This is a genomic window from Sphingobium sp. 22B (assembly GCF_001580035.1).
In the GTDB taxonomy this organism is placed as follows: domain Bacteria; phylum Pseudomonadota; class Alphaproteobacteria; order Sphingomonadales; family Sphingomonadaceae; genus Sphingobium; species Sphingobium fuliginis.
This window is the reverse complement of sequence record NZ_LTAB01000005.1, coordinates 39,495-59,070: the sequence shown is the minus strand read 5'-3', so window position 1 is coordinate 59,070 and position 19,576 is coordinate 39,495. Positions and strand designations below refer to the sequence as shown.

Genomic DNA, 19,576 nt, shown 5'->3' with positions numbered 1-19,576 from the left:
TTCAGTTATGGGGCACGTCGTCATAGATCGACGTCGCCGCCCCGGTCAGATAGACATATTCGCTGTAAATCCCGGTGTCGGCCCGCGTGTCGGCGTAGATATAGTTGAGCTGGCCATCCATGACGGCGCCGCGCATCGGTGTCGCCAGGCCTGCTTCGTCGATGCGTCGGTTGACCTCGTCCCAGGCAGCCGCATCGGCCACGCGAAAGCCGTGATGATGCAGGCGGACCGCGGACGGCTCGTCGGGCAGATAGGCTTCATAGATTTCGGGCGCGCCCTGCCGGATCTGGATGATTTCCAGCATGGTGGACCCCACCCATGCATGCGCCGCGTCCATGAATGGCGAAGAGGCCTTGCGGCGAAAACGCCTTATGCCGAACCGCCTCGCCAGCGCGTCGGTGGCCTGATCCAGATCGCGGGCGACAAAGCCCATCTGATAGAAGCCGTCGAAGAGCGTGGCCATCCGATCGGCCGTCATGCGATCTGGAAGCCGCCATCGACGACGATCGTCTGGCCGTTGATGTAGCGGCCGGCGGCGGACGCCAGAAGCAGCGCCACCGGCGCGACATCTTCAGGCGTGCCATAGCCCATGGGAAACCGCTCCGGCCTCACGCCCGGCCCCTTGGGAGGCATGGGGCAGCCTTCGGGGAAGGGGTCCGAGGGGATCGCACCCACCAGAATGGCGTTAGAGGCAATCCCGTCCTCTGCGCAATCCAGCGCGAATTGCCGGGTGAGGGCGTTCATCCCGGCGCGGGAAGAGCCATAGGCATAATTGCCATGCAGCACCGGATGAACCGATCCGATGGTCGACAGGTTGACAAGACGACCGCCCCGGCCATGCCTCCGCATCGTTCGCACCGCCTGCCGCATGAGCAGGAACGCGCCGCGAACGTTGGTTGAATGCACGCGGTCCCATTCGTCCATCGTCAGATCGTCGAGCGGCCAGGGGCCGGTCACAATGGCGCCGTTCACCAATATGTCGAGTTCCGGCACGCCGTCGAACAACGCCTCGACGCCCTCCTCCGTCAGTTCCGGTTCCTGCGAATGGGTGACGGCCGCTCCCGCTGATCCGAACAGGGACGCAATGGCATGGGGCACCTTGCCTGCGCCGACCACCAGCGCATTCTTGCCCGACAGTCCGAATAATGAATTGAGCACCGGCGCATTCCTCTCGCTGTTCTTGGGCTTCGTGCCGCTCTTCCGTGCAATATAAGAAACATGTCTTATTGCAAGCGGCCTACAGAACGAAAGGCCCGGCCTGCCAATTCCATCATCCATATGATGGGTGTGATCTACGCACGGCCCCGGCGCATTTGCGCGCCGTTGCATTATGACGGCGTTGGGCGGATAGCGGAGCCACTGATTGCTGTAGAGAGAAAGAGTGGCTCCCATCATGGATGATCTTCCTGCCCAGTCGTTCAAGGGCACGGCGCTGGCCATCATAGAGGCGGCGGAAAGGCTGTTCGGAGAGCATGGGATAGAGAATGTATCGCTGCGCCAGGTCCGCCTGGAAGCCAATGCCGCCAACAACTCCGCGGTCAGTTATCATTTCAATGACCGCGAAAAGCTGGTTCGCGCGATATGGGCCCATCGCCTGCCGACACTGGATGCGCGACGGCGGCAGATGCTGGACGCCATCCATGCCGAAGGGCGGGAGCGTGATCCCGCCTCCGTACTCGGCGCGCTCGTCCTGCCCAACTACGAACTGCGCGATGCGCAGGGGGTGCATCGCTACGCATCCTTCTTTCGCCATGCGATCCGCTGGAGGGAAGGCACCGAGATCCGCAACGCCCAGCTTTACTCGACACCTGCCAGCGGCGAAGCCATGGAGCTCTATTTCGCCCTGCAGCCCGATGTGCCGCGCGACCTGATGAGCTATCGCCTGCGGCACGGCTCCTGCACCTTTTTCGACATGATTTTCGAACGGGACAAGAATTTGTCCGAAGGGCTGGAAGTCATGCCCGAAGCGGAATTTCTGGCCGAAGGCATCGAAATGCTGCGGGCCATGTGCCTCAGACCAGCACCGGGAAGTTAAGACGGTATCCGTAGCACAGGAACCGTCTCCTCCCCGCCTTTGCGAGTCATGGATCGCATAGGCGATCATTTCCGTGCGGATTGGCGCTCTGGCCTTCTCCCTTCTAAGAGACATGTCTCATCTTAAGTCATATGTCTTAGGCATGGCCGTGAAAATGGGAGAAGATATGCGGAGAGGGAAAATTTATCTGGCCGGGATTTCGCTACCTGGCTTGCTGATGGGCCTGGCCGTGCCGGCAGTGGCACAAGATGGCGTCGCGGAAATCATCGTCACCGCCCAGAAGCGGGCCGAAAATCTTCAGGACGTGCCGATTGCGGTCAGCGCCTATTCGAGCGAGGCCCTTGAAGCCCGCGGCGCGACCGGTCTCACCGCCCTGTTTCAGTCGCCGCCACCCGGCGTCGTCATGCAGCCTTTCGCGGGGAGCCAGAGCCTGCTGATCGTCGACATGCGCGGCGTCACCAACAGCGATCCCGGACAGGGCACGGTGGAGCTGGGCACTGCGGTCTATATTGACGACGTCTATCTGGGCCGTGCTCAGGGCATGGGCGCCGAACTGGTCGATCCGGAGCGGATCGAGGTGCTGCGCGGCCCGCAAGGTACGCTGTTCGGCCGCAATGCCGAAGGCGGAGCCATCCGCATCGTGACCAGGAAGCCGACCGGCATATTGGGCGGCGACGGCAAGGTGACGATCGGCAATTTCGATCAGCGTCGCTATGAAGCCCACCTCAACCTTCCGGAATTTGCCGGTTTCTCGATCAAGCTGGATTATCTCAACTCCAGCCATGATGGATGGACGAAGAACGGCCCGCGGGTCGCCCGCATCGCGCGGCAAGATGATTTCGGCGCGTTCGATGGCGAAGGCTATCGCGCCAGCGTGCGGTGGAAGCCGACGTCCGCCATCACCGTCGACTATGCCTATGATCACAGCGTGACGAAGGACACGCGCGATTACAATGTGCTGGTCCGGCCCCCGCTGATCGACGCAAATGGCCGCACGGTGTTGCCGCTCGCCACTCTCACGGGCGCGCGGCCGCTGACGGACAGGCTGGACCGCCGTACCGACACGGCATGGACATCCCTTTACAATGCGCCTTTCCGCACCGAGGCATCGGGTCATACGCTGCAGGCGGGTTGGGAACTGAACGACGCCCTGACGCTGCGGTCGATCACCGCGTTCCGGAAAACAAGCGAGGAAGGGGCTAACCAACTTGGCGGCGCGTTCAACCTGACCAAATTTCCTGTCGCCCGACCCGCCAGCATTCTGTTTCCCCGGCTTGGCGGGACCAGCCTGGGCATTGATCCCACGACCCCGATCTGGGGCATTTCGGGTGTAACCTCCTACAACAAGGTCAAGCAGAAGCAGGAAAGTCAGGAATTCCAGCTCGTCGGCAGCCTGCCCGATCTCGAATTCGTCATTGGCGCCTATTATTTCCATGAGCGGGTGCAGGATACCCGCCAGACCCTGCTGAGCATCATCTACACCGATCGCGCATTCACGCAGGCGTTGGGCGTCAACCCATTCGCCGTGGGGAGCGCGGGTGCGGGACTTAATTCGCAAGAGGCGGAGTCCACATCCTATGCGGGCTTCGCGCAGGCGACCTGGTCGCCGGCGTTCGCAGACAACCGGCTGCACCTGACGGGCGGCCTGCGCTACACGAATGACGAGAAAAAGTTCGAGCGCACCATGTTCAACGGCGCACCGACAGCCACAATCGGCGCGCCGTTCCGTGAAAAGCGCTGGGATCCGGCGTTCACCATCGCCTATGACGTAACGGACGCCATCAACATCTATGCCCGCTACGCCCAGGCCTATCGCGCCGGCGGCGTGTCGGTGCGATCCCCTTCCTTCAAGCCCTTTGGCGCCGAAGTGAACAAGTCCTTTGAAATCGGGGTAAAAAGCGACCTGATCGAGCGCCGTCTGCGCGTCAATGCAGCGCTGTTTGAAAATCGCATCCACAACCGGCAGATCACCAGCCAGCTCGACCCCGCGGGCGATCCGGCCATCACCGATACGCTGAATGCGCCTGGCGTCACGCGGATTCGCGGGGCGGAGTTGGAAATCATTGCCGCTCCCACCGCTGGGCTTCAGGTCTCCGCGACCTATGCCTATCTGCATGGCAAGCGCCCTGAAAGCTATTTCACCATAGACCCCCTGGCCGACGTGCGGATACAGAGCCTGCCGAAACATGCGGTCACCGTGGCGATCGATTACAGCGTTCCGGTCGGGATCGGCGATCTTGCCTTCCATGGCGACTATGCCATGGCCAGCGATACCTCGGGAACAGGCCGGGTCGCGTTCGGCGCCTATGCCTATGACATCCGCCGCGACGTGGCCAATGCGCGCATGGCGTTGCAGAATGTCGAGGTCGGACCGGCAAGGTGGAGGCTGGCGCTGTTCGCGAAGAATCTCTTCGACACCGCCTATCCGGTATTCACCGCGCCGGGCGCGAATGCGATCCTTTCGCCGCCCAGAACCTACGGCGTCGAACTGGGCGCCAGCTTCTGAAGTGATCCATCAGGAGCGCGGCATCTTCGGGTGCCGCGCTCCTTCCATTGCGGAACAGTGCCATGATGACCGCCGCTCAGGAATGGAAGAAACACTGGCCGACGCTCGCCGCCGCCTCCGTCGGCGTCGCAACCGGCTTTTCCATGCTGCAATTCAACGCCAGCATCTTCATACAGCCCTGGCAGGATAATTTTGGATGGTCGCGCGGGGAAATCGCCGCCGCGCACAACGGAATGATCCTGACCGCGATCCTCTCGCCTTTTGCCGGAACGCTGCTCGACCGCCATGGTGTGCGCCGTCCGCTGCTGGCTGCGATGACGCTGACCGGTCTGGCCTATCTGGCGATGACACGGCTTGGCGGATCGCTGGTCCAGTTCTACGCGACTTATCTCGCCCTGCAGGTCATCGGCATCTTCACCACCGGCCTTGCCTTCACCCGCGTGGTCGCCGCGCGCTTCGTCAAGTCGCGGGGCCTGGCATTGGCATGCACGCGGGTGGGCATATCCATATTGGGCATTTTCCTGCCCGCCACGCTACACGCGCTTGTCGCACGCGAAGGATGGCAGGCGGGTTTCTACCTGCTCGCGGGCATTGTGCTGCTGGTCGGCCTCCCGGTCTGCTGGTTCGGTATCCGGGATGCGGAGCGGTCGGATTCAACGGAATGGAAGCCGCAAGCCCGCCCGGCGCAAGGGGAAAACTATATGGGATTGTTGCGGCGCGAGCCCCGCGTCCTGCTCCTTTGCTTGTGTGCGGGTTTCGGCTATGCGCCGTTGTCGACCTTGCTCAGCCAGTTTCAGCCGCTGCTGACGGCGCTCGACATCTCGCCGGCCGACGCGGCCATGTTGACGGGCGTGCTTGCGGGTTCGGTGTTGATCGGCACCCTGATTTCGGGAACGTTGATAGACCGGATCTGGGCACCTGCGGTCGCATGTCTTTTCAGCCTCGGCCCCATATTGGGCTGCATCCTCATGTTGCAGGGTTCCTTGACATTCCCCATGGCCTTGACCGCCGCCGTGCTGATTGGCGCGGCGCAGGGCGCGGAGATCGACATCGTCGCCTATATGGCCGCGCGCTATTTCGGCATGCGGCATTATTCCGCCATTTATGGCAGCACGATTACCGTCATGACGCTGATGGCGGTGGCGGGGCAGGTCGGCATCGGTTTCCTGTACGACCGTTTCGGCAACTATCAGGTCGCGCTGATCGCTGTGATCGGCGGGCTGGTCGCTTCCATATTGCTCTACCTGCTGATGGGCCGTTACCCCCAGCAGGTAGAGGCCAAGCCGGATCGGTCCGCAAGAACGGCCGGGGGAGAAGCTGCCGCCTGATCGTCCCCCGCCGCTGTCGCAAGCCGATCTGCGTCCCGGCGGGATACCGCCATCAAGGGAATACGGATTGCTTGAGGTAGCGCCAGATGCGTCGATACGATGAGTAGGCAACAGAGCGATTGTTCCGCCGCTCGGCCGAAACTGTCGACAACGAAGATGGGGACAAACATTTCCAGCGCGGTCGAGCGTCACCTATTATCTTCTCGCAACGAACAATCCGTCTCTCGATGGAATGATTATTCGATGATTTGAAGGTGCTAGACGAAAGGTAATGGCGCGTGACGGCATAGCGGACGGAATGGACCCGCCGGCCCGCAGATCGCGTCATCAAAAGACCGGCGCCGTGCCGGCACGTTTGCGAGAGGAAGCATGGCCTGTCCGCGCCTGTTCGATCCGTTCCGGATCGGCAATCTGACGCTCAAGAATCGCATCGCCATGGCCGCGATGGAAACGCATCAGGACGAACCCGATGGCGGCGTGATGCTGCATGGCGCCCATGACTATCCGATCCAGCAATACCTTTCCCCGCTGATGAACCATCGCGACGATATATGGGGCGGCGATTTCGAACGGCGGCTGCGCCTTCCCGCCGCCAGCGGCGTCCCGCTGGACCGTAATCGCAGCGCCGCCGCACCGCCATCACCTGCGATTACAAGGTTGGACATTATCTCGCCCCCGCGCTCGACCGCGACCGCCATGTCGAGCGGCTGGTGGACTGACGGACGATGAAGGCCGCCGTCCTGCGCGCGGCCGGTGCGCCGCTGTCGGTCGAGGACGTGATGCTGGGCGATGTCGGCCCGCGCGAGGTCCGCATCGCCAATCGCGCGGTTGGCGTGTGCCATTCCGACCTGCATTTCGCGGAAGGCCATGTCCCCCATCCGCTGCCCACCATATTGGGGCATGAGGCGGCAGGCGTCGTGCTGGCGGTCGGCAGTGAGGTTCGTTCGGTCCGGCCTGGCGATCATGTCGTGGCCTGCCTGTCCGCCTTTTGCGGCCATTGCGGCGACTGCGTCACCGGACGCCTATCGCTATGCGGCACGGGGGAAACGCGGCGCAGGGACGATGCGCCGCCCCGGCTGACGATCGGCGGCGAAACCATCCATCAATTCGTCAACCTCTCTGCCTTCGCGCAGGAGATGCTGGTGCATGAAAATGCCTGCGTCGCCATATCGCCCGACATGCCGTTCGACCGAGCGGCTCTGCTGGGCTGCGCGGTCGTCACCGGCGTGGGCGCGGCCATCAACAGCGCAGGCATCCGGCCGGGGCAGAGCGTAGCCGTGATCGGCTGCGGCGGCGTCGGCCTGTCGGCGATCAACGGTGCGGCGATCGCGGGCGCGGGGCGCATCATCGCGATCGATCGCCAGCCCGCCAAGCTGGACCTGGCCCGCCGCTTCGGCGCGACCGACTGCGTGGAGGCAGGCCGCGATGTGGCGGACAGCATCGTTGAGATGACAGGCGGCGGCGTGGATCATGCGATCGAGGCGATCGGCCTCAAGGCAACGGTAGAAAGCGCCTTTGCCATGCTGCGCCCGGGCGGGACCGCAACGGTCGCGGGCATGATGCCGCCAGGGGTGAAGGTGGAGGTCGATGGTTTCTCCCTTCTCGCCGAGCGACGCTTGCAGGGGTCCAACATGGGGTCGAACCATTTTCCCGTCGACATACCGCGCTATGTCGATTTCTACATGAGCGGTCGACTCAATCTCGACGATCTGGTCGCGGCCCATATCGAACTGGACGCGATCGACAATGCCTTCGCCGCGCTGCGCGGCGGCGCAGCGGCCCGCTCCGTGGTGATGTTCGCATGAGCGCGCAGGTCCATCCCAGCATCTGCCGTCTGTGCACGGCCTATTGCCCGATCCAGGTGACGGTGGAAGACGGCCGGGCGACGAAGGTGACCGGCAATCCCCGCGCCCCACTTTATGGCGGCTATAGCTGTCCCAAGGGGCGCGCCTTGCCCGAACAGCATTATGGCGACCAGCGGCTGCTCCACAGCCTCAAGCGCGGGCCGGATGGGGGCTTCGCGTCCATTCCGTCCAAAACGGCGATGGACGAGATCGCTGCGAAGCTGGACGCGATCATCGCCGAACACGGTCCCCGCTCGGTGGCGATGTATGTCGGCATGGGCCTCGTCCCCTTTGTCGCGTCGACCGGCGTGGCCGCCGGCTGGCTGCGTGGCATCGGATCGCCGATGTTCTTCACCGCAGGCTCGATCGACAAGCCCGGCATCCTCATCGCGCTCGCCCATCACGGCATGTGGCAGGCGGGCCAGCCGCAGTTCGACACCGCCGACGCCTGGCTGCTGGTCGGCATCAATCCCGTCATCAGCAAGTCGCCCGGCTTCCCCGGGCAGAATCCCGGCCGCATGCTCAAGGACATGGAAAAGGCGCAGGCGAAACTGATCGTCATCGACCCGCGCGTCACTGAAACCGCCAGGCGCGCCCATATCCATATGCAGCCGCGCCCCGGCGAGGACATCGCCATCCTCGCCACGATGATTCATGTCATCCTGGCTGAAGGGCTGGAGGACAAGGATTTCGTCGCCGCCAACACGCAGGGAGTGGAGGCGCTGCGCGCGGCGGTCGCACCCTTCACGCCCGATTATGCCGCCGATCGGGCCGGCGTCTCGGCCGATCACCTGCTGGAGGCCGCGCGCATCTTCGCCGGCGCGCGCAATGCCGGGGTCAGCTGCGGCACGGGCCCCAGCTTCGCCACCCATTCCACCCTGACCGAATATCTCGCGCTCTGCCTCGCCAGCCTGTGCGGCCACTGGGCGCGGGCGGGCGATAAGCTGGCCAAGCCCAACGTCCTGCTGCCCGGTTATGAAGCGCGCGCCCAGCCCTGGCCGCCCTTTCAGGGCTGGGGGTTCGAGCCACGCCTGCGCGTGCGCGGGCTGGGCGGCTGCGCCAGTGGCCTTTCGGCAGCCGCGCTCGCGGACGAGATCCTGCTGGACGGGCCGGGTCAGGTGAAGGCTCTGATCGTGGCCGGTGGCAATCCGATGATGGCCTGGCCCGACCAGAACCGCGCCTTCGCCGCCCTCAACACCCTCGATCTGCTCGTCACGATGGACACGGAAATGACAGCGACGGCAGAGCTGTCCCATTATGTCATTGCGCCCAAGTTGACGCTGGAAACGCCGATGACGACCTATATGCCCGAAAGCGTCAAATATTACGGCACCACGCGCGGCTTTCCGCAGCCTTATGCGGCCTACACGCCTGCGCTGGTGCCGCCGCCGCCGGGCAGCGACGTGATCGAGGACTGGGAACTCTTCTGGGGCCTGGCCCAGCGCATGGGCACGATGATCGACGTCACCATGCGCTATGGCAATGGCCCGCAGGCCGAAGCGCCGCCGATGACCTTCACGCTCGATCCCGCCGGGGCCAAGCCCACCGCCGACCGGCTGATAGAACTGTCCTGCCAGGGATCGCGCATTCCCCTCGACCGGGTGAAGCAATATCCCGATGGCCATGTCTTCGAAAGCGACCAGCGCGTGCTGCCGCGCGCGCCGGACAATGACGACCGGCTGGAGCTTGGCGCCCCGCCGATGCTGGAGGAGCTGGAACAGGTGCTGGCCGAGGATAGTCGCGCGGTCGAGGCGGACTATCCGTTCCGCCTGCTGCCCCGGCGCACCAACAACATCCTCAACAGCTTCGGCCGCCGCATCGGCAAGCTCGCCGGCGATGGCGTCAACCCTGCCTATATGCACCCTGATGATCTTGCCCGCCTGGCGATCGCCGAAGGGGAATGCGTCACGATCCGCTCTCCCCATGGCGAAATCCAGGGCATCGTCGCGGCCGAGGCGGCGCTGCGCCCGGGCATGGTGTCGATGGCGCATGGTTTCGGCGCCAATCCGGGATCGGATGATCCACGCCGCACCGGCGGCAATACCAGCCGGCTGATCTCGGTCGAGGATGGCTATGATCCCGTCACCGGCCTGCCACGCATGGGCAGTATCCCCGTGTGCGTCGAACGGTTGCCGGCGGCGGATAGTTTCCCATCATGCCATCAGAATGCGGTTGCCTTGACCGGCGCGTCGTTCGCCTTGCGCTTGCCGAGCGACACGCGCGCTCCTGCCCGGATATAGCTCCACAGCGCGCGCTTGTCCGCATCGGAGAGGGTTTCGAAGCGGGGCATGCCCCGCTCCATGAGCGGCCCTTCCGACAGAAGCTGCGAGAAGGCCTGGTAATCCAGCGCCACGCCCGATTCCCGAAGGTCCGGCCCGGGAACGCCGGTATTGTTGAGGCCCGCGCCATGGCAGGCGTGACACATGTTCGCTCCATAGAGCTTGGCGCCGCGCTTGACCGCGGCTTCATCCAGAACCAGCTTCGGATCGTCCACCGCGCGAACCTGAAAATCCGCGGGCGCCGTCTTGGGGAGCCGCGCCTTGCCCCCCAGGGCGAAGGTCAGCAGACGCCGGGGCTGCGCATTATATTTCCAGCCGCGATCCGCATACCGGCCCAGCATCGCCACGCCGCCGCCATAGCCGACCAGCAGCGAGAGATATTGCCTGCCGCCCACTTCATAGGTGATCGGCGGCGCGATGATCCCCAGCCCCGCGTTGAAACGCCACAGTTGCTTGCCGGTGCGGGCATCATATCCGTGCAATATCCCGTCGGCATCGCCCTGGAAGACCAGGTTGCCCCGCGTGGTCATCGTGCCGCCGTTCCACAGGCTGTCATACTGGACCCTCCACCGGGCCTTCTGCGCCACGGGGTCCCAGGCGATGAGTTCGCCCTTGCCGTCGCGCCGGTCGTTCGGATCGGCATGGATCGAAAAATGCGTGCCTGCGCCCGAAACGCCGAATATGGGCTCGCCGCCATTCGCCTTCACCCTCTCCAGAAAGGCCTTGTCTTCCTCATAGACGGCGCCGAGTTGCATATAGGGTATATAAACCAGCCCCGTATCCGGATTATAGGCCATGGACTGCCAATTATGCGCGCCCTGCGGGCCCGGCCAGATGGTTATCGGCCCCTTTTCATACCGGACATTGGGCACCTCCACAGGCCGGCCGGATTTCACGTCGATCCGCTCGGCCCAGTTGACCTTGCCGATCTTTTCGGCCGAAATCAGCTTCCCGCTGTCGCGGTCGATCACATAGAAGAAGCCGTTGGTCGGCGCCTGCATCAACACGCGCCGCGGCTTCCCGTCGATGGTGAGCCGCGCCAGCGTCATCTGGGCTGCCGCCTTGTAATCCCATGCTTCCTGCGGATTGACCTGATAATGCCAGATATAGCGGCCCGTATCGGCATCCAGCGCGACGATGGAGGCGAGGAAGAGATTGTCGCCGCCGCCGGGCGTGCGCAGGCGCGGATTATAGGGACCCGAATTGCCTGCGCCGATATAGATGCGGTTCATCTCCGCGTCATAGGTGATCCCGTCCCAGACGGTGCCGCCCCCGCCCCATTTCCACCATTGCCCGGTCCAGCTTTTCGCGGCCATCGCCAGCGCCGGCTGCTCGAACGGCTTCGCCGGATCGCCCGGCACGGTGTAGAAACGCCACAATTGCCTGCCGCTGTTCGCGTCATAGGCCGTGACATAGCCTCTGGCGGCCCAGTCCCCGCCGCCATTGCCGATGATCACCTTGCCATTGAACACGCGCGGAGCACCCGTGATGAACTGAAAGGAATCCTCCGCCACCGTCTGTCGCGACCAGATGGGGCGGCCGGTCCGGCTGTCCAGAGCCACCAGCCGGCCGTCGCGCGTGCCGACATAGACCTTGCCCTGCCAATAGGCGGCGCCTCGGTTGACCGAGAAGATATAGTGCATGGTCTGCGGGCGCAGCGCCCATTCCCGTGAGTCCCAGCGCCAGAGCCGCTTTCCGGTCCGCGCATCGACCGCATAGACCGATGCGTCCTGACCGGTGAAATAGAGCGTGCCGCCGACCGCCAGCGGCGTCGCCTCCAGCTGATGCTCCCCCTCCAGATCGAGCGACCAGGCAAGGCCCAGCGACGCGACATTGCCGTCGTTGATCTCCTCCAGCCGGCTGAAGCGCATCTCGTCCTGCGTCCCGCCATAATGCGCCCAGTCCGCTGAACTGCCGCCGACGGAAGGCTCTGCCGGACCGCGGCAGGCGGCAAGGCCGATCGTCATCGCAGCCACGAGGAAAGGGGCGAGAAGACGCCTGCACAGCCCGGCGGCAATGCCGGTCATGGCAGGCCTGCCGCCTTCCGGGCTCCGCTGGCCTCGATCGACATGATTGGGTCCGCTCATGATCTTCCCCTCCCACCGGCCGGGTTTTCCCGCCCCGCATCCGCCGGACTCGGCGGCAGTTGTCACCGACGCGATCATATGCCACATTATCCACCATACAATATTAAATCGACTTTTTTACCGGAAGTCACTTTTTAGGGAGGCGGCAGATGAGCGGCGGCGGAAAGTCCGGGGAGGAACGCAGGCTGCGGTCCCGGCAATGGTTCGACAATGCCGAGGATCCGGTGCTCGCCTCGCTGTACACGGAACGCTATCTGAACTTCGGACTGACGCCGGAAGAGCTCCAGAGCGGGCGGCCCATCATCGGCATCGCCCAGACGGGCAGCGACCTTTCGCCCTGCAACAGAAGCCATCTCGAACTCGCGCAGCGGGTGAAGGACGGCATTCGCGAATCAGGCGGCATTCCGCTGGAATTTCCGGTCCATCCCATCCAGGAGACCGGCCGCCGCCCGACCGCGGCGATCGACCGCAACCTCGCCTATCTGGGACTGGTCGAAACGCTGCACGGCTATCCGCTGGACGGCGTCGTGCTGACCACGGGCTGCGACAAGACGACCCCCGCCTGCATCATGGCGGCGGCGACCGCCAACATCCCCGCCATGGTGCTCACCAACGGGCCGATGCTCAACGGCTGGTACAGGGGCGAGCGGGCGGGCGCGGTCAGCATCGCCTGGAAATTGCGCGCCGAACATGCCGCCGGCCGGATCAGCGAGGGCGAGATGAGGAAGGCGATCATGGATGGCGCCACCTCAGCCGGCTATTGCAACACGATGGGCACCGCGTCGACGATGAATGCCCTGGCCGAAGTGCTCGGCCTCTCCCTGCCCGGCAGCGGCACCATTCCGGCCGCCTATCGGGAACGCGGCGCCGCCGCCTATCGCACCGGGCGCAGGATCGTGGAACTGGTGCGGCAGAATATCCGCCCTTCCGACATATTGACGCGCGAAGCTTTCGAAAATGCCGTGGTCGTGAACACCGCGCTCGGGGGATCGAGCAACGCGCCGGTCCACATCATAGCCATAGCCCGCCATGTCGGCGTCGATTTCGGCATCGCGGACTGGGAACGGGGCCATGACGTTCCCCTGCTCGTCAACATGCAGCCCGCCGGCGCCTATCTGGCGGAGGATTTCCACCGGGCGGGCGGCGTTCCGGCGGTCGTCGCGGAACTGATGCGGATGGGCCGCATCCATGAAGGCACGCTGACGGTCAACGGCAGCACGCTGGGCGAGAATTGCCGGAATGCCGTGGCGACCGCCAGCGATGTGATCCGCACCGCCGAAACGGCCCTGCGCCGGAATGCCGGCTTCATCGTGCTGCGCGGCAATCTCTTTGCATCGGCGATCATGAAATTGTCTGTCATCACATCCGAATTCCGGGACCGCTATCTGACCGATCCTGACGATCCGGACGCGTTCGAAGGCACGGCCATCCTGTTCGAAGGCCCGGAGGATTTCCGGAAAAGGATCGACGATCCGGCAAGCGGGATAGACGAAAGCAGCATATTGGTGATGCGGGGCGCGGGACCGATCGGCTATCCCGGCGCTCCGGAGGTCGTGAACATGCGCCCGCCGGCCGCCCTGGTGAAGCGGGGAATAAGCGTCCTGCCCTGCATCGGCGACGGCCGGCAATCGGGCACCTCCGCCTCCCCGTCGATCCTCAACGCCTCGCCGGAGGCGGCGAGCGGCGGCAATCTGGCGCTGGTCAGGTCCGGTGACCGGATTCGCATCGATCTGCGCCGCCGCAGGGCGGACCTGCTGGTCGAGCAGGCCGAACTGACGCGGCGGCGGGACGCGCTGGAGGCGGCAGGCGGCTTCCCCATGCCCAGGGCGCAGACGCCGTGGCAGGAAATCCAGCGGGAACTGGTCGATCAGCTTTCCGACGGCATGGTGATCGGCTGCGCCACCCGCTACCGCAATGTCTCGGCGCTCAGCGATCTGCCACGACATCCGGTGTAGCGCATCGCCCGGCGGCGCTACTCCGGCCCTTCCTCCTCGGCAAACCAGTCCATTGCCTCTTTTTCGGTGGCGACCGGCCTGATCAGGCGTTTTTCTCCGATCCTCTTGACCTGCATCGCATGCAGCGCGCTGTGCGAAACCACTGCCGTCTTGCGGATGATCCTGAAGGCTTCGGATTCGACCAGATCGTTGATCGCCTCCACGGTGCCCTGGGGCATGATGTCCTGCTGCCCGACCGTGATGAGGAGGTTATAGCGCCCCCTCCCCTGCCTGGCGCGCAGCCCGTCAGACAATTCCGTGGTGTAGCGCTGGCCGGTTTCCGCATCCAGAAATTCGAAGAAGGAAACGGAAACCAGCTTGCGCTGATCGTCGAAACCGATCCTGTACTTCATCCTCCACCTCATGACCGATCGTGATTTCGAGGGGGGAACCTAAGCGCAAAGCGATGGCCGCACCACCAGGGATTTTCAGGGAGGCGGATCACCCTCCGCTGCGCCGGCCTCCCGATCCGTCGACCGCATCGTCGAAGCTGGAATCCAGGCCCGCCGCGCCGTCGCGGTGCGGCGGCGGCAGCTCCGCGGCGAAGATCCGCGCCGTTTCGTGCAGGGCGTCGGCCACCCGGCCGTCCACCGGGGCAGGCGTCCAGTGCCAGCGTTCGGCGCTGTAGGCGGCGATGTCGCGCGGAACGCCGGTTTCCCGCGAAGAGATTTCCGACCATTCGCGCGGATGCCCGTTCGCCCAGAGCTGCGCCCGCGCATAGCGGCGCAGGAAATCCTCCAGCAACGCATGTTTCGCCCGCACCGAAGCGTCGCTGCTCACCTGCACCAGATAGTTGGATGTGCCGTTCCAGGCATAGGTCAGCACCCGCGCACGGTGGCTGCGTACCGCGGTCGCCAGATAGGGAAGCCATATCGCAAGCGCGTCGACCTTGCCCGTGGCGAAGGCGGTCATGGCATCGTTCGGGCTCAGGAAGCTGATCGACACGTCGCTGGTCTTCAGATGGGCCTGTTCCAGCGCCTGGAGCAGCGTGATGTGCCCGACCGACCCCCTGGTCGTGGCGATCGACCTGCCGCGAAGGTCGCGCATGTCCCGCGCCGCCGATTTTTCCGGAACGATGACGGCGACCGCCTTCTGCTCCGGTCCTCCGTCCATGGCCTGGATCGCACGCAATTGCGGGTTGCCGTTATAGGCGAAGAGGAAGGAGGCCACGCCGGCAATCCCCACATCCACCGCATTCGCTGAAATCGCCTCGATCTGCGTCTGGGCGCTCGGGAACTGCGCCCATTCTATCCGGTAGGGCACGTCCTTCAACTCTCCGGCCGCAAGCATCATGCCCCGCGTGCCGCCCCTGTGCGTGCCGACGCGCAGGACTTGACCGTCGCCGTCGGCCGGGCGATCGCACCCGCCAAGCGGAACGAGCAGGACAGCGACCGCCGCGCCGGCCAGCGTCCGCCAAAGCGCCTTCATCCGGCGGATCGCCCCGCTCATTCTCATGCCGCCGCGCCCGAATAGCGGTTCTGCGGTATCGGCAGGTCCAGATTCTCGCGGAAGGTCGCGCCCTCATAGCTGGTCCGCAGCAATCCGCGCCGCTGCAGCACCGGCACGACCTGCTCGACAAAGGCCTTCAACTGGCCCGGCAGCCCCTCCGTCAGCATGAAGCCGTCGATCGCACCGTCGTCCAGCCAGCTCTGCATTTGGTCCGCAATCTCTTCGGGCGTGCCGTCCAGGCTGTCGATCGGCCTGCCGAAGCGCAGCGCGGTCTGCCGCAGCGTCAGCCCTTCCTCGACCGCCGCGCTGACGATGCGCGTGACCGCCCCCTGGCTGCTGTTGAGCCATTCCTCCGTCACAGCGGGAAAGGGCGCGTCCAGATCATGCCTGGAAAAATCATAGTCGTTGAACGACTGGCCGAGCGACGACAGGGCATTCTCGATCGAATTATAGCGATTGCGCTCCTCCACCAGGCGGTCGAGTTCCTCCCGGGTGGAGGCGACCTGCGCGGAAATCGCCCCGAAGACATAGAGCTTGTCGGGATCGCGCCCGGCCTCCGCGGCGCGGCGGCGCAGATCGCTGCGGAAGGCGATCGACTGTTCCTTGCTGCGCGGCACGCTGAAGATCGCATCGGCATAGCTGGCGGCGAAGTTCCGGCCCTCCTCCGACGTGCCGGCCTGGAAGGTCACGGGATAGCCCTGCGGCGTCCTGTCGAGGTTGAGCGGGCCACGAACGCGGAAGAACTCCCCGGCATGATCCAGGGTGTGGAGCTTGCCGGGTTCGAGGAAGACGCCCGCCTCCTTGTCCCCCACCAGCGCGCCGGGTTCGAAACTGTCCCACAGTCCCCGCACCACGTCGACATATTCCGCGGCCAGGCGATAGCGCTCGTCATGGGCGAAATGCCTGTCCTTGCCGAAATTGGCGGCGGTCCCGGCAAGCCAGGACGTGACCACGTTCCAGCCCGCCCGGCCCCGGCTGATCTTGTCGAGCGATGCCAGTTGGCGGGCCAGGTTGAAGGGTTCGGAATAGGATACCGTGAAAGTGCCGACCAGGCCGATATGGCTGGTGACGGTCGCCAGCGCCGAAAGGATCGTCGCCGGTTCGAACCGGCTCAGATAATGGGGCATGGACCTTTCGTCGATCTGAAGGCTGTCGGCCACGAAGACGAAGTCGAACAGGCCCTTTTCGGCCAGTTGCGCCTGCTCGACATAAAGGTCGATATTGGTGCTGCCATCGATGATGGCTTCGGGATGGCGCCAGCTTTGCCATCCCCGGCCCACGCCATGGAGGACAAGGCCCAGCTTCAACCGGTTGGCAATCGTCATCTGCTGTCTCCTGTCTGGGCAAAGCCGCTTCTGGCGGGGATCGTTGGAAGGGTTCGGGCGGCCCGGCGGGCGGCGGCGGCGCGGTTCACAGCTTCATCCTGAGCGTGGCGCCGTAGAAGCGCGGATCGCCAAGCGTCCCGTTGTAGGAATAGGTCGTGACCTGATCGACCGACGCATTGACGAAATATTGTTTGTCGAAGAGGTTGCGGCCCCACAGCCGCAATTCCCAGCGATTGTCGGCGCTCCGGATTCCGGCATAGGCGCTCGCCAGCCCATAGCCCGGCACGCGGGCGAAGGGATCGGTATTGAGCGATCCGTAGAAACCGGTCCGGTGATTATAGTCGCCGCCCAGGAACAGCGTCGCCTCCGTGCCCAATATCGGCCGTGGGGCGAAGGCATATTCGGCGGCGATGGTATAGACGAATTTCGACACGCCCGCGATCTGGCGCCCGGAAATGTCGCAGATCCCGCCATTGGCCGCCGTGACCCACAGATAGGGGCATTGGGCGTTGGTGTAGGACCGGTATTTGGCGTCGTTATAGGTGGCGGCGCCCGTCAGCGACAGGCCGTTCCATCTCGCCCGGACATCCATTTCGACGCCCTGGGTCCTGACCTTGCCGGCATTGGTGATGAAATAGCGGGCGATGGGCCCGCTGCCCGTCTGCACGATCACCCCCTGATTGGCCTGATAGCCCTTGTCGTCGGACCGGAAGGCGGCAAGGTTGAAGGTGACGGCGTTGTGGAACAGGTCGGTCTTCAGGCCGATTTCGAAGGAATCCACGATCTCCGGATCGAAAGTCACCGGAGCCGGCCCGTTGGCGAGCTGCACCGGCGTCACCAGGTTGATCCCCGCCGATTTGAAGCCGCGCGAATAACCGGCATAAAGGTTGATGCCGGGGGCCAGCCGATAAAGCGCGTTGACCGTCCCCGACACGCGCCCGCCCTCGGTCGCCGCATCGTATCGCGCCGTGGGAGCGAAGCCGTTCCGGCGGGACGCGATGGCGGTCAGCTGCGCGGGGGACAGGGAGGAGAAGACCGGGTCGGTCAGCGGCACGCCGCCCACGGCCACGGATTCGAAACGGCCCGAGCGCTTCTCATAGGTGTAGCGGATGCCCCCGGTAAGGTCGAGGCGCTCATCCACATGCCATGTCGCATTGGCGAAGGCGGAATAGCTTTTGGTGTGGAAGAGCTGCAGGCCGGTCTGGCTGAAATTGTTCAGCGCTTCCGAGGGGAAGGCCGCGCCCAGCAGATATTTGGCGGCATCCCTGCCATAGGTGTTGAACGGCACCTCGCGGGTGCGCTGCCAGAAATAATAAAGCCCCGCCGTATAGTCGACCGCGCCCCCGCCGGGGGAGGCGATGCGCAGTTCCTGGCTCCATTGCCGCTGGGCGGTGGGCAGATTGGTCTGGATGTTGATCGCCGCGCCGGTGCCGTCGCTGTCGATGGAGGGATTCCAGTCCCAGAACCGCCATGCGGTGATCGAGGTGAGGCTGTGATCCCCCGGCAGCTTCTTCACCAGGGTAAGCGAAGCGCCGCCGGTCTGCATGTTGATCGTGAACGGCGTATCCACATCGATGCGCCGCGCAAAGGCGTCTATGGGCGGCGGGACATAACCGGCGTCGCGCGCCCGGTCGTAATAGCCCCTTGCGGTCGCGACGCTGCCATCCGCGCGCAGCTTCGGCAGGACGCCGCGCCGGGGCATGGCCGAATAGGAATTCTGGTCGTTATAATCGGCGTTCAGCCGGGCGGTGAAGCTCTCATCCTCATTGCGATAGGCCAGCTCCCCGCGAACGGCCTGGTTATGGTGATCCTGCCAGTCGTCCCTGTAGACGCTGTTATAGACGGTGCCGTTGCGGTCCGCCTTCATGCCCGCGACCCGGACCGCGAAGCCGCTGTCCCCCAATGGCCCCGACGCCGCCAGCTTGATCTGGCTATAGTCGTAATTGCCATAGGATACCTCCCCCAGCAATTCGGGCTCATAGGATGCGCGCTGGCTGGTGATCTCGATCGCGCCGGCCACCGTGTTCTTGCCGAACAGCGTGCCCTGTGGACCGCGCAGGACATTGACATTGGCCACGTCGAAAGTGTCGAAGACGACCACCGACGGACGCGCATGATAGACGCCGTCCACATAGATGCCGACGCCGGGTTCGGTGCCGCTGTTGGCCGCGCCGCCCGTCGTTCCCAGCCCACGGATCTGGATCGTGATGTTGCGCGGATTGAACCCCAATATCTGAAGGCTCGGCACCTGCCTCTGCATCTGGCGGATGCTGGAATTGCCGGACGCGGCAAGGTCCCGCTCCGTCAGGGCGGTGACGGCGATCGGCACTTCCTGAAGCTTTTCGGCGCGATGGCGCGCGGTGACCGTGATCACCTCCACGCCGGTGTCTCCCGGCCCGGCCTGCGCCGGGGACGGCGCATCGGGCTCCGCGGCCCCGGCGACCCCGCCCGCGCAGAAGGCCATGGCGCTCGCGCTGGCCGCCAGGACCCGCCCGATTTTCGAACTCAACCGCATATATCCCCCAGGCGGCGCTGTCGCGCGCCGCTCCATTCGGCACGACGTCCGGTCGGCCTTCGGGGCGTTGCATTATGAATATAATCTAAGGGAGGCGATTTAGTTCTTCGAATACACCCATTCGAAATGCTGATAGGTGGAGGAGGAGGGCAGATGTCCCACGCCCCGCCTTCTTCCCCATTTCACGCCCCGCAGGCAGCAGCGAAAAAGGAAG

The 19,576-nt window shown here is 64.5% G+C and carries 14 protein-coding genes; 7 read left to right on the top strand and 7 right to left on the bottom strand.

Going from position 1 to position 19,576, the window contains the following annotated elements; all coding sequences use genetic code 11:
• Position 1: 1 nt before the first annotated feature.
• Entirely contained in the window at positions 2–478 is a 477-nt protein-coding gene (locus A0J57_RS06730; protein WP_082718625.1) for a VOC family protein, read from the bottom strand.
• Positions 475–1,158, bottom strand: coding sequence for an SDR family NAD(P)-dependent oxidoreductase (locus tag A0J57_RS06725; RefSeq protein ID WP_061934663.1), 684 nt, complete (start codon positions 1,156–1,158; stop codon positions 475–477). The genes A0J57_RS06730 and A0J57_RS06725 overlap by 4 nt, the downstream gene beginning before the upstream one ends.
• A 235-nt stretch (positions 1,159–1,393) precedes the next feature.
• On the opposite strand from A0J57_RS06725, the gene A0J57_RS06720 reads away from it, so the two are divergent.
• The 6 genes from A0J57_RS06720 (at position 1,394) to A0J57_RS06695 (ending at position 9,953) form a co-directional block, all read left to right on the top strand.
• Positions 1,394–2,035 carry a helix-turn-helix domain-containing protein gene (locus tag A0J57_RS06720; protein WP_025547717.1) on the top strand — a complete coding sequence of 214 codons (642 nt, stop codon included), beginning with the start codon at positions 1,394–1,396 and terminating at the stop codon, positions 2,033–2,035.
• A gap of 166 nt (positions 2,036–2,201) precedes the next feature.
• Entirely contained in the window at positions 2,202–4,541 is a 2,340-nt protein-coding gene (locus tag A0J57_RS06715) for a TonB-dependent receptor (RefSeq protein ID WP_158298504.1), read from the top strand.
• 62 nt (positions 4,542–4,603) lie between these two features.
• Positions 4,604–5,869 carry an MFS transporter gene (locus A0J57_RS06710; protein WP_061934659.1) on the top strand — a complete coding sequence of 422 codons (1,266 nt, stop codon included), beginning with the start codon at positions 4,604–4,606 and terminating at the stop codon, positions 5,867–5,869.
• A gap of 369 nt (positions 5,870–6,238) precedes the next feature.
• Positions 6,239–6,598, top strand: coding sequence for a hypothetical protein (locus tag A0J57_RS26845; protein WP_061934657.1), 360 nt, complete (start codon positions 6,239–6,241; stop codon positions 6,596–6,598).
• Positions 6,595–7,674 carry a Zn-dependent alcohol dehydrogenase gene (locus A0J57_RS06700; protein WP_061934655.1) on the top strand — a complete coding sequence of 360 codons (1,080 nt, stop codon included), beginning with the start codon at positions 6,595–6,597 and terminating at the stop codon, positions 7,672–7,674. Before A0J57_RS26845 ends, A0J57_RS06700 begins: the two co-directional genes overlap by 4 nt.
• Positions 7,671–9,953: a molybdopterin-dependent oxidoreductase gene (locus tag A0J57_RS06695; RefSeq protein ID WP_064232611.1), complete on the top strand. Its 2,283-nt coding sequence runs from the start codon at positions 7,671–7,673 to the stop codon at positions 9,951–9,953. Before A0J57_RS06700 ends, A0J57_RS06695 begins: the two co-directional genes overlap by 4 nt.
• Here the strand turns inward: A0J57_RS06695 and A0J57_RS06690 are convergent.
• The gene (locus A0J57_RS06690) at positions 9,875–12,079 is read right to left on the bottom strand and encodes a PQQ-dependent dehydrogenase, methanol/ethanol family (RefSeq protein ID WP_082718627.1); all 2,205 of its coding nucleotides are present in this window, start codon (positions 12,077–12,079) and stop codon (positions 9,875–9,877) included. The two genes, A0J57_RS06695 and A0J57_RS06690, sit on opposite strands and share 79 nt — an antisense overlap.
• A 149-nt stretch (positions 12,080–12,228) precedes the next feature.
• Between A0J57_RS06690 and A0J57_RS06685 the strand changes: the two genes are divergently transcribed.
• On the top strand, positions 12,229–14,034 hold the full coding sequence (locus tag A0J57_RS06685) for an IlvD/Edd family dehydratase (RefSeq protein WP_061934651.1): 1,806 nt from the start codon (positions 12,229–12,231) through the stop codon (positions 14,032–14,034).
• A 17-nt stretch (positions 14,035–14,051) separates the two neighbouring features.
• On the opposite strand, the gene A0J57_RS06680 is transcribed toward A0J57_RS06685, so the two are convergent.
• From A0J57_RS06680 to A0J57_RS06665, 4 genes are all read right to left on the bottom strand, one after another.
• The gene (locus tag A0J57_RS06680) at positions 14,052–14,426 is read right to left on the bottom strand and encodes a hypothetical protein (RefSeq protein ID WP_061934649.1); all 375 of its coding nucleotides are present in this window, start codon (positions 14,424–14,426) and stop codon (positions 14,052–14,054) included.
• A gap of 88 nt (positions 14,427–14,514) precedes the next feature.
• Entirely contained in the window at positions 14,515–15,522 is a 1,008-nt protein-coding gene (locus tag A0J57_RS06675; RefSeq protein ID WP_061934647.1) for an ABC transporter substrate-binding protein, read from the bottom strand.
• A gap of 2 nt (positions 15,523–15,524) precedes the next feature.
• Positions 15,525–16,847 (bottom strand): LLM class flavin-dependent oxidoreductase, encoded by a 1,323-nt coding sequence (locus A0J57_RS06670; RefSeq protein WP_037483682.1) that lies wholly within the window; start codon positions 16,845–16,847, stop codon positions 15,525–15,527.
• Between the two features lie 85 nt (positions 16,848–16,932).
• The gene (locus A0J57_RS06665; RefSeq protein WP_158298505.1) at positions 16,933–19,356 is read right to left on the bottom strand and encodes a TonB-dependent receptor; all 2,424 of its coding nucleotides are present in this window, start codon (positions 19,354–19,356) and stop codon (positions 16,933–16,935) included.
• Positions 19,357–19,576: the final 220 nt, after the last annotated feature.

Excerpts from the sequence above, each read along its gene's own strand:
- A0J57_RS06675 (WP_061934647.1), bottom strand. The coding sequence starts at position 15,522 with ATGAGCGGGGCGATCCGCCGGATGAAGGCGCTTTGGCGGACGCTGGCC.
- A0J57_RS06710 (WP_061934659.1), top strand. The coding sequence starts at position 4,604 with ATGATGACCGCCGCTCAGGAATGGAAGAAACACTGGCCGACGCTCGCC.
- A0J57_RS06685 (WP_061934651.1), top strand. The coding sequence starts at position 12,229 with ATGAGCGGCGGCGGAAAGTCCGGGGAGGAACGCAGGCTGCGGTCCCGG.
- A0J57_RS06695 (WP_064232611.1), top strand. The coding sequence starts at position 7,671 with ATGAGCGCGCAGGTCCATCCCAGCATCTGCCGTCTGTGCACGGCCTAT.
- A0J57_RS06700 (WP_061934655.1), top strand. The coding sequence starts at position 6,595 with ATGAAGGCCGCCGTCCTGCGCGCGGCCGGTGCGCCGCTGTCGGTCGAG.
- A0J57_RS06720 (WP_025547717.1), top strand. The coding sequence starts at position 1,394 with ATGGATGATCTTCCTGCCCAGTCGTTCAAGGGCACGGCGCTGGCCATC.
- A0J57_RS06690 (WP_082718627.1), bottom strand. The coding sequence starts at position 12,079 with ATGAGCGGACCCAATCATGTCGATCGAGGCCAGCGGAGCCCGGAAGGC.
- A0J57_RS06680 (WP_061934649.1), bottom strand. The coding sequence starts at position 14,426 with ATGAAGTACAGGATCGGTTTCGACGATCAGCGCAAGCTGGTTTCCGTT.
- A0J57_RS06715 (WP_158298504.1), top strand. The coding sequence starts at position 2,202 with ATGCGGAGAGGGAAAATTTATCTGGCCGGGATTTCGCTACCTGGCTTG.
- A0J57_RS06670 (WP_037483682.1), bottom strand. The coding sequence starts at position 16,847 with ATGACGATTGCCAACCGGTTGAAGCTGGGCCTTGTCCTCCATGGCGTG.
- A0J57_RS26845 (WP_061934657.1), top strand. The coding sequence starts at position 6,239 with ATGGCCTGTCCGCGCCTGTTCGATCCGTTCCGGATCGGCAATCTGACG.
- A0J57_RS06730 (WP_082718625.1), bottom strand. The coding sequence starts at position 478 with ATGACGGCCGATCGGATGGCCACGCTCTTCGACGGCTTCTATCAGATG.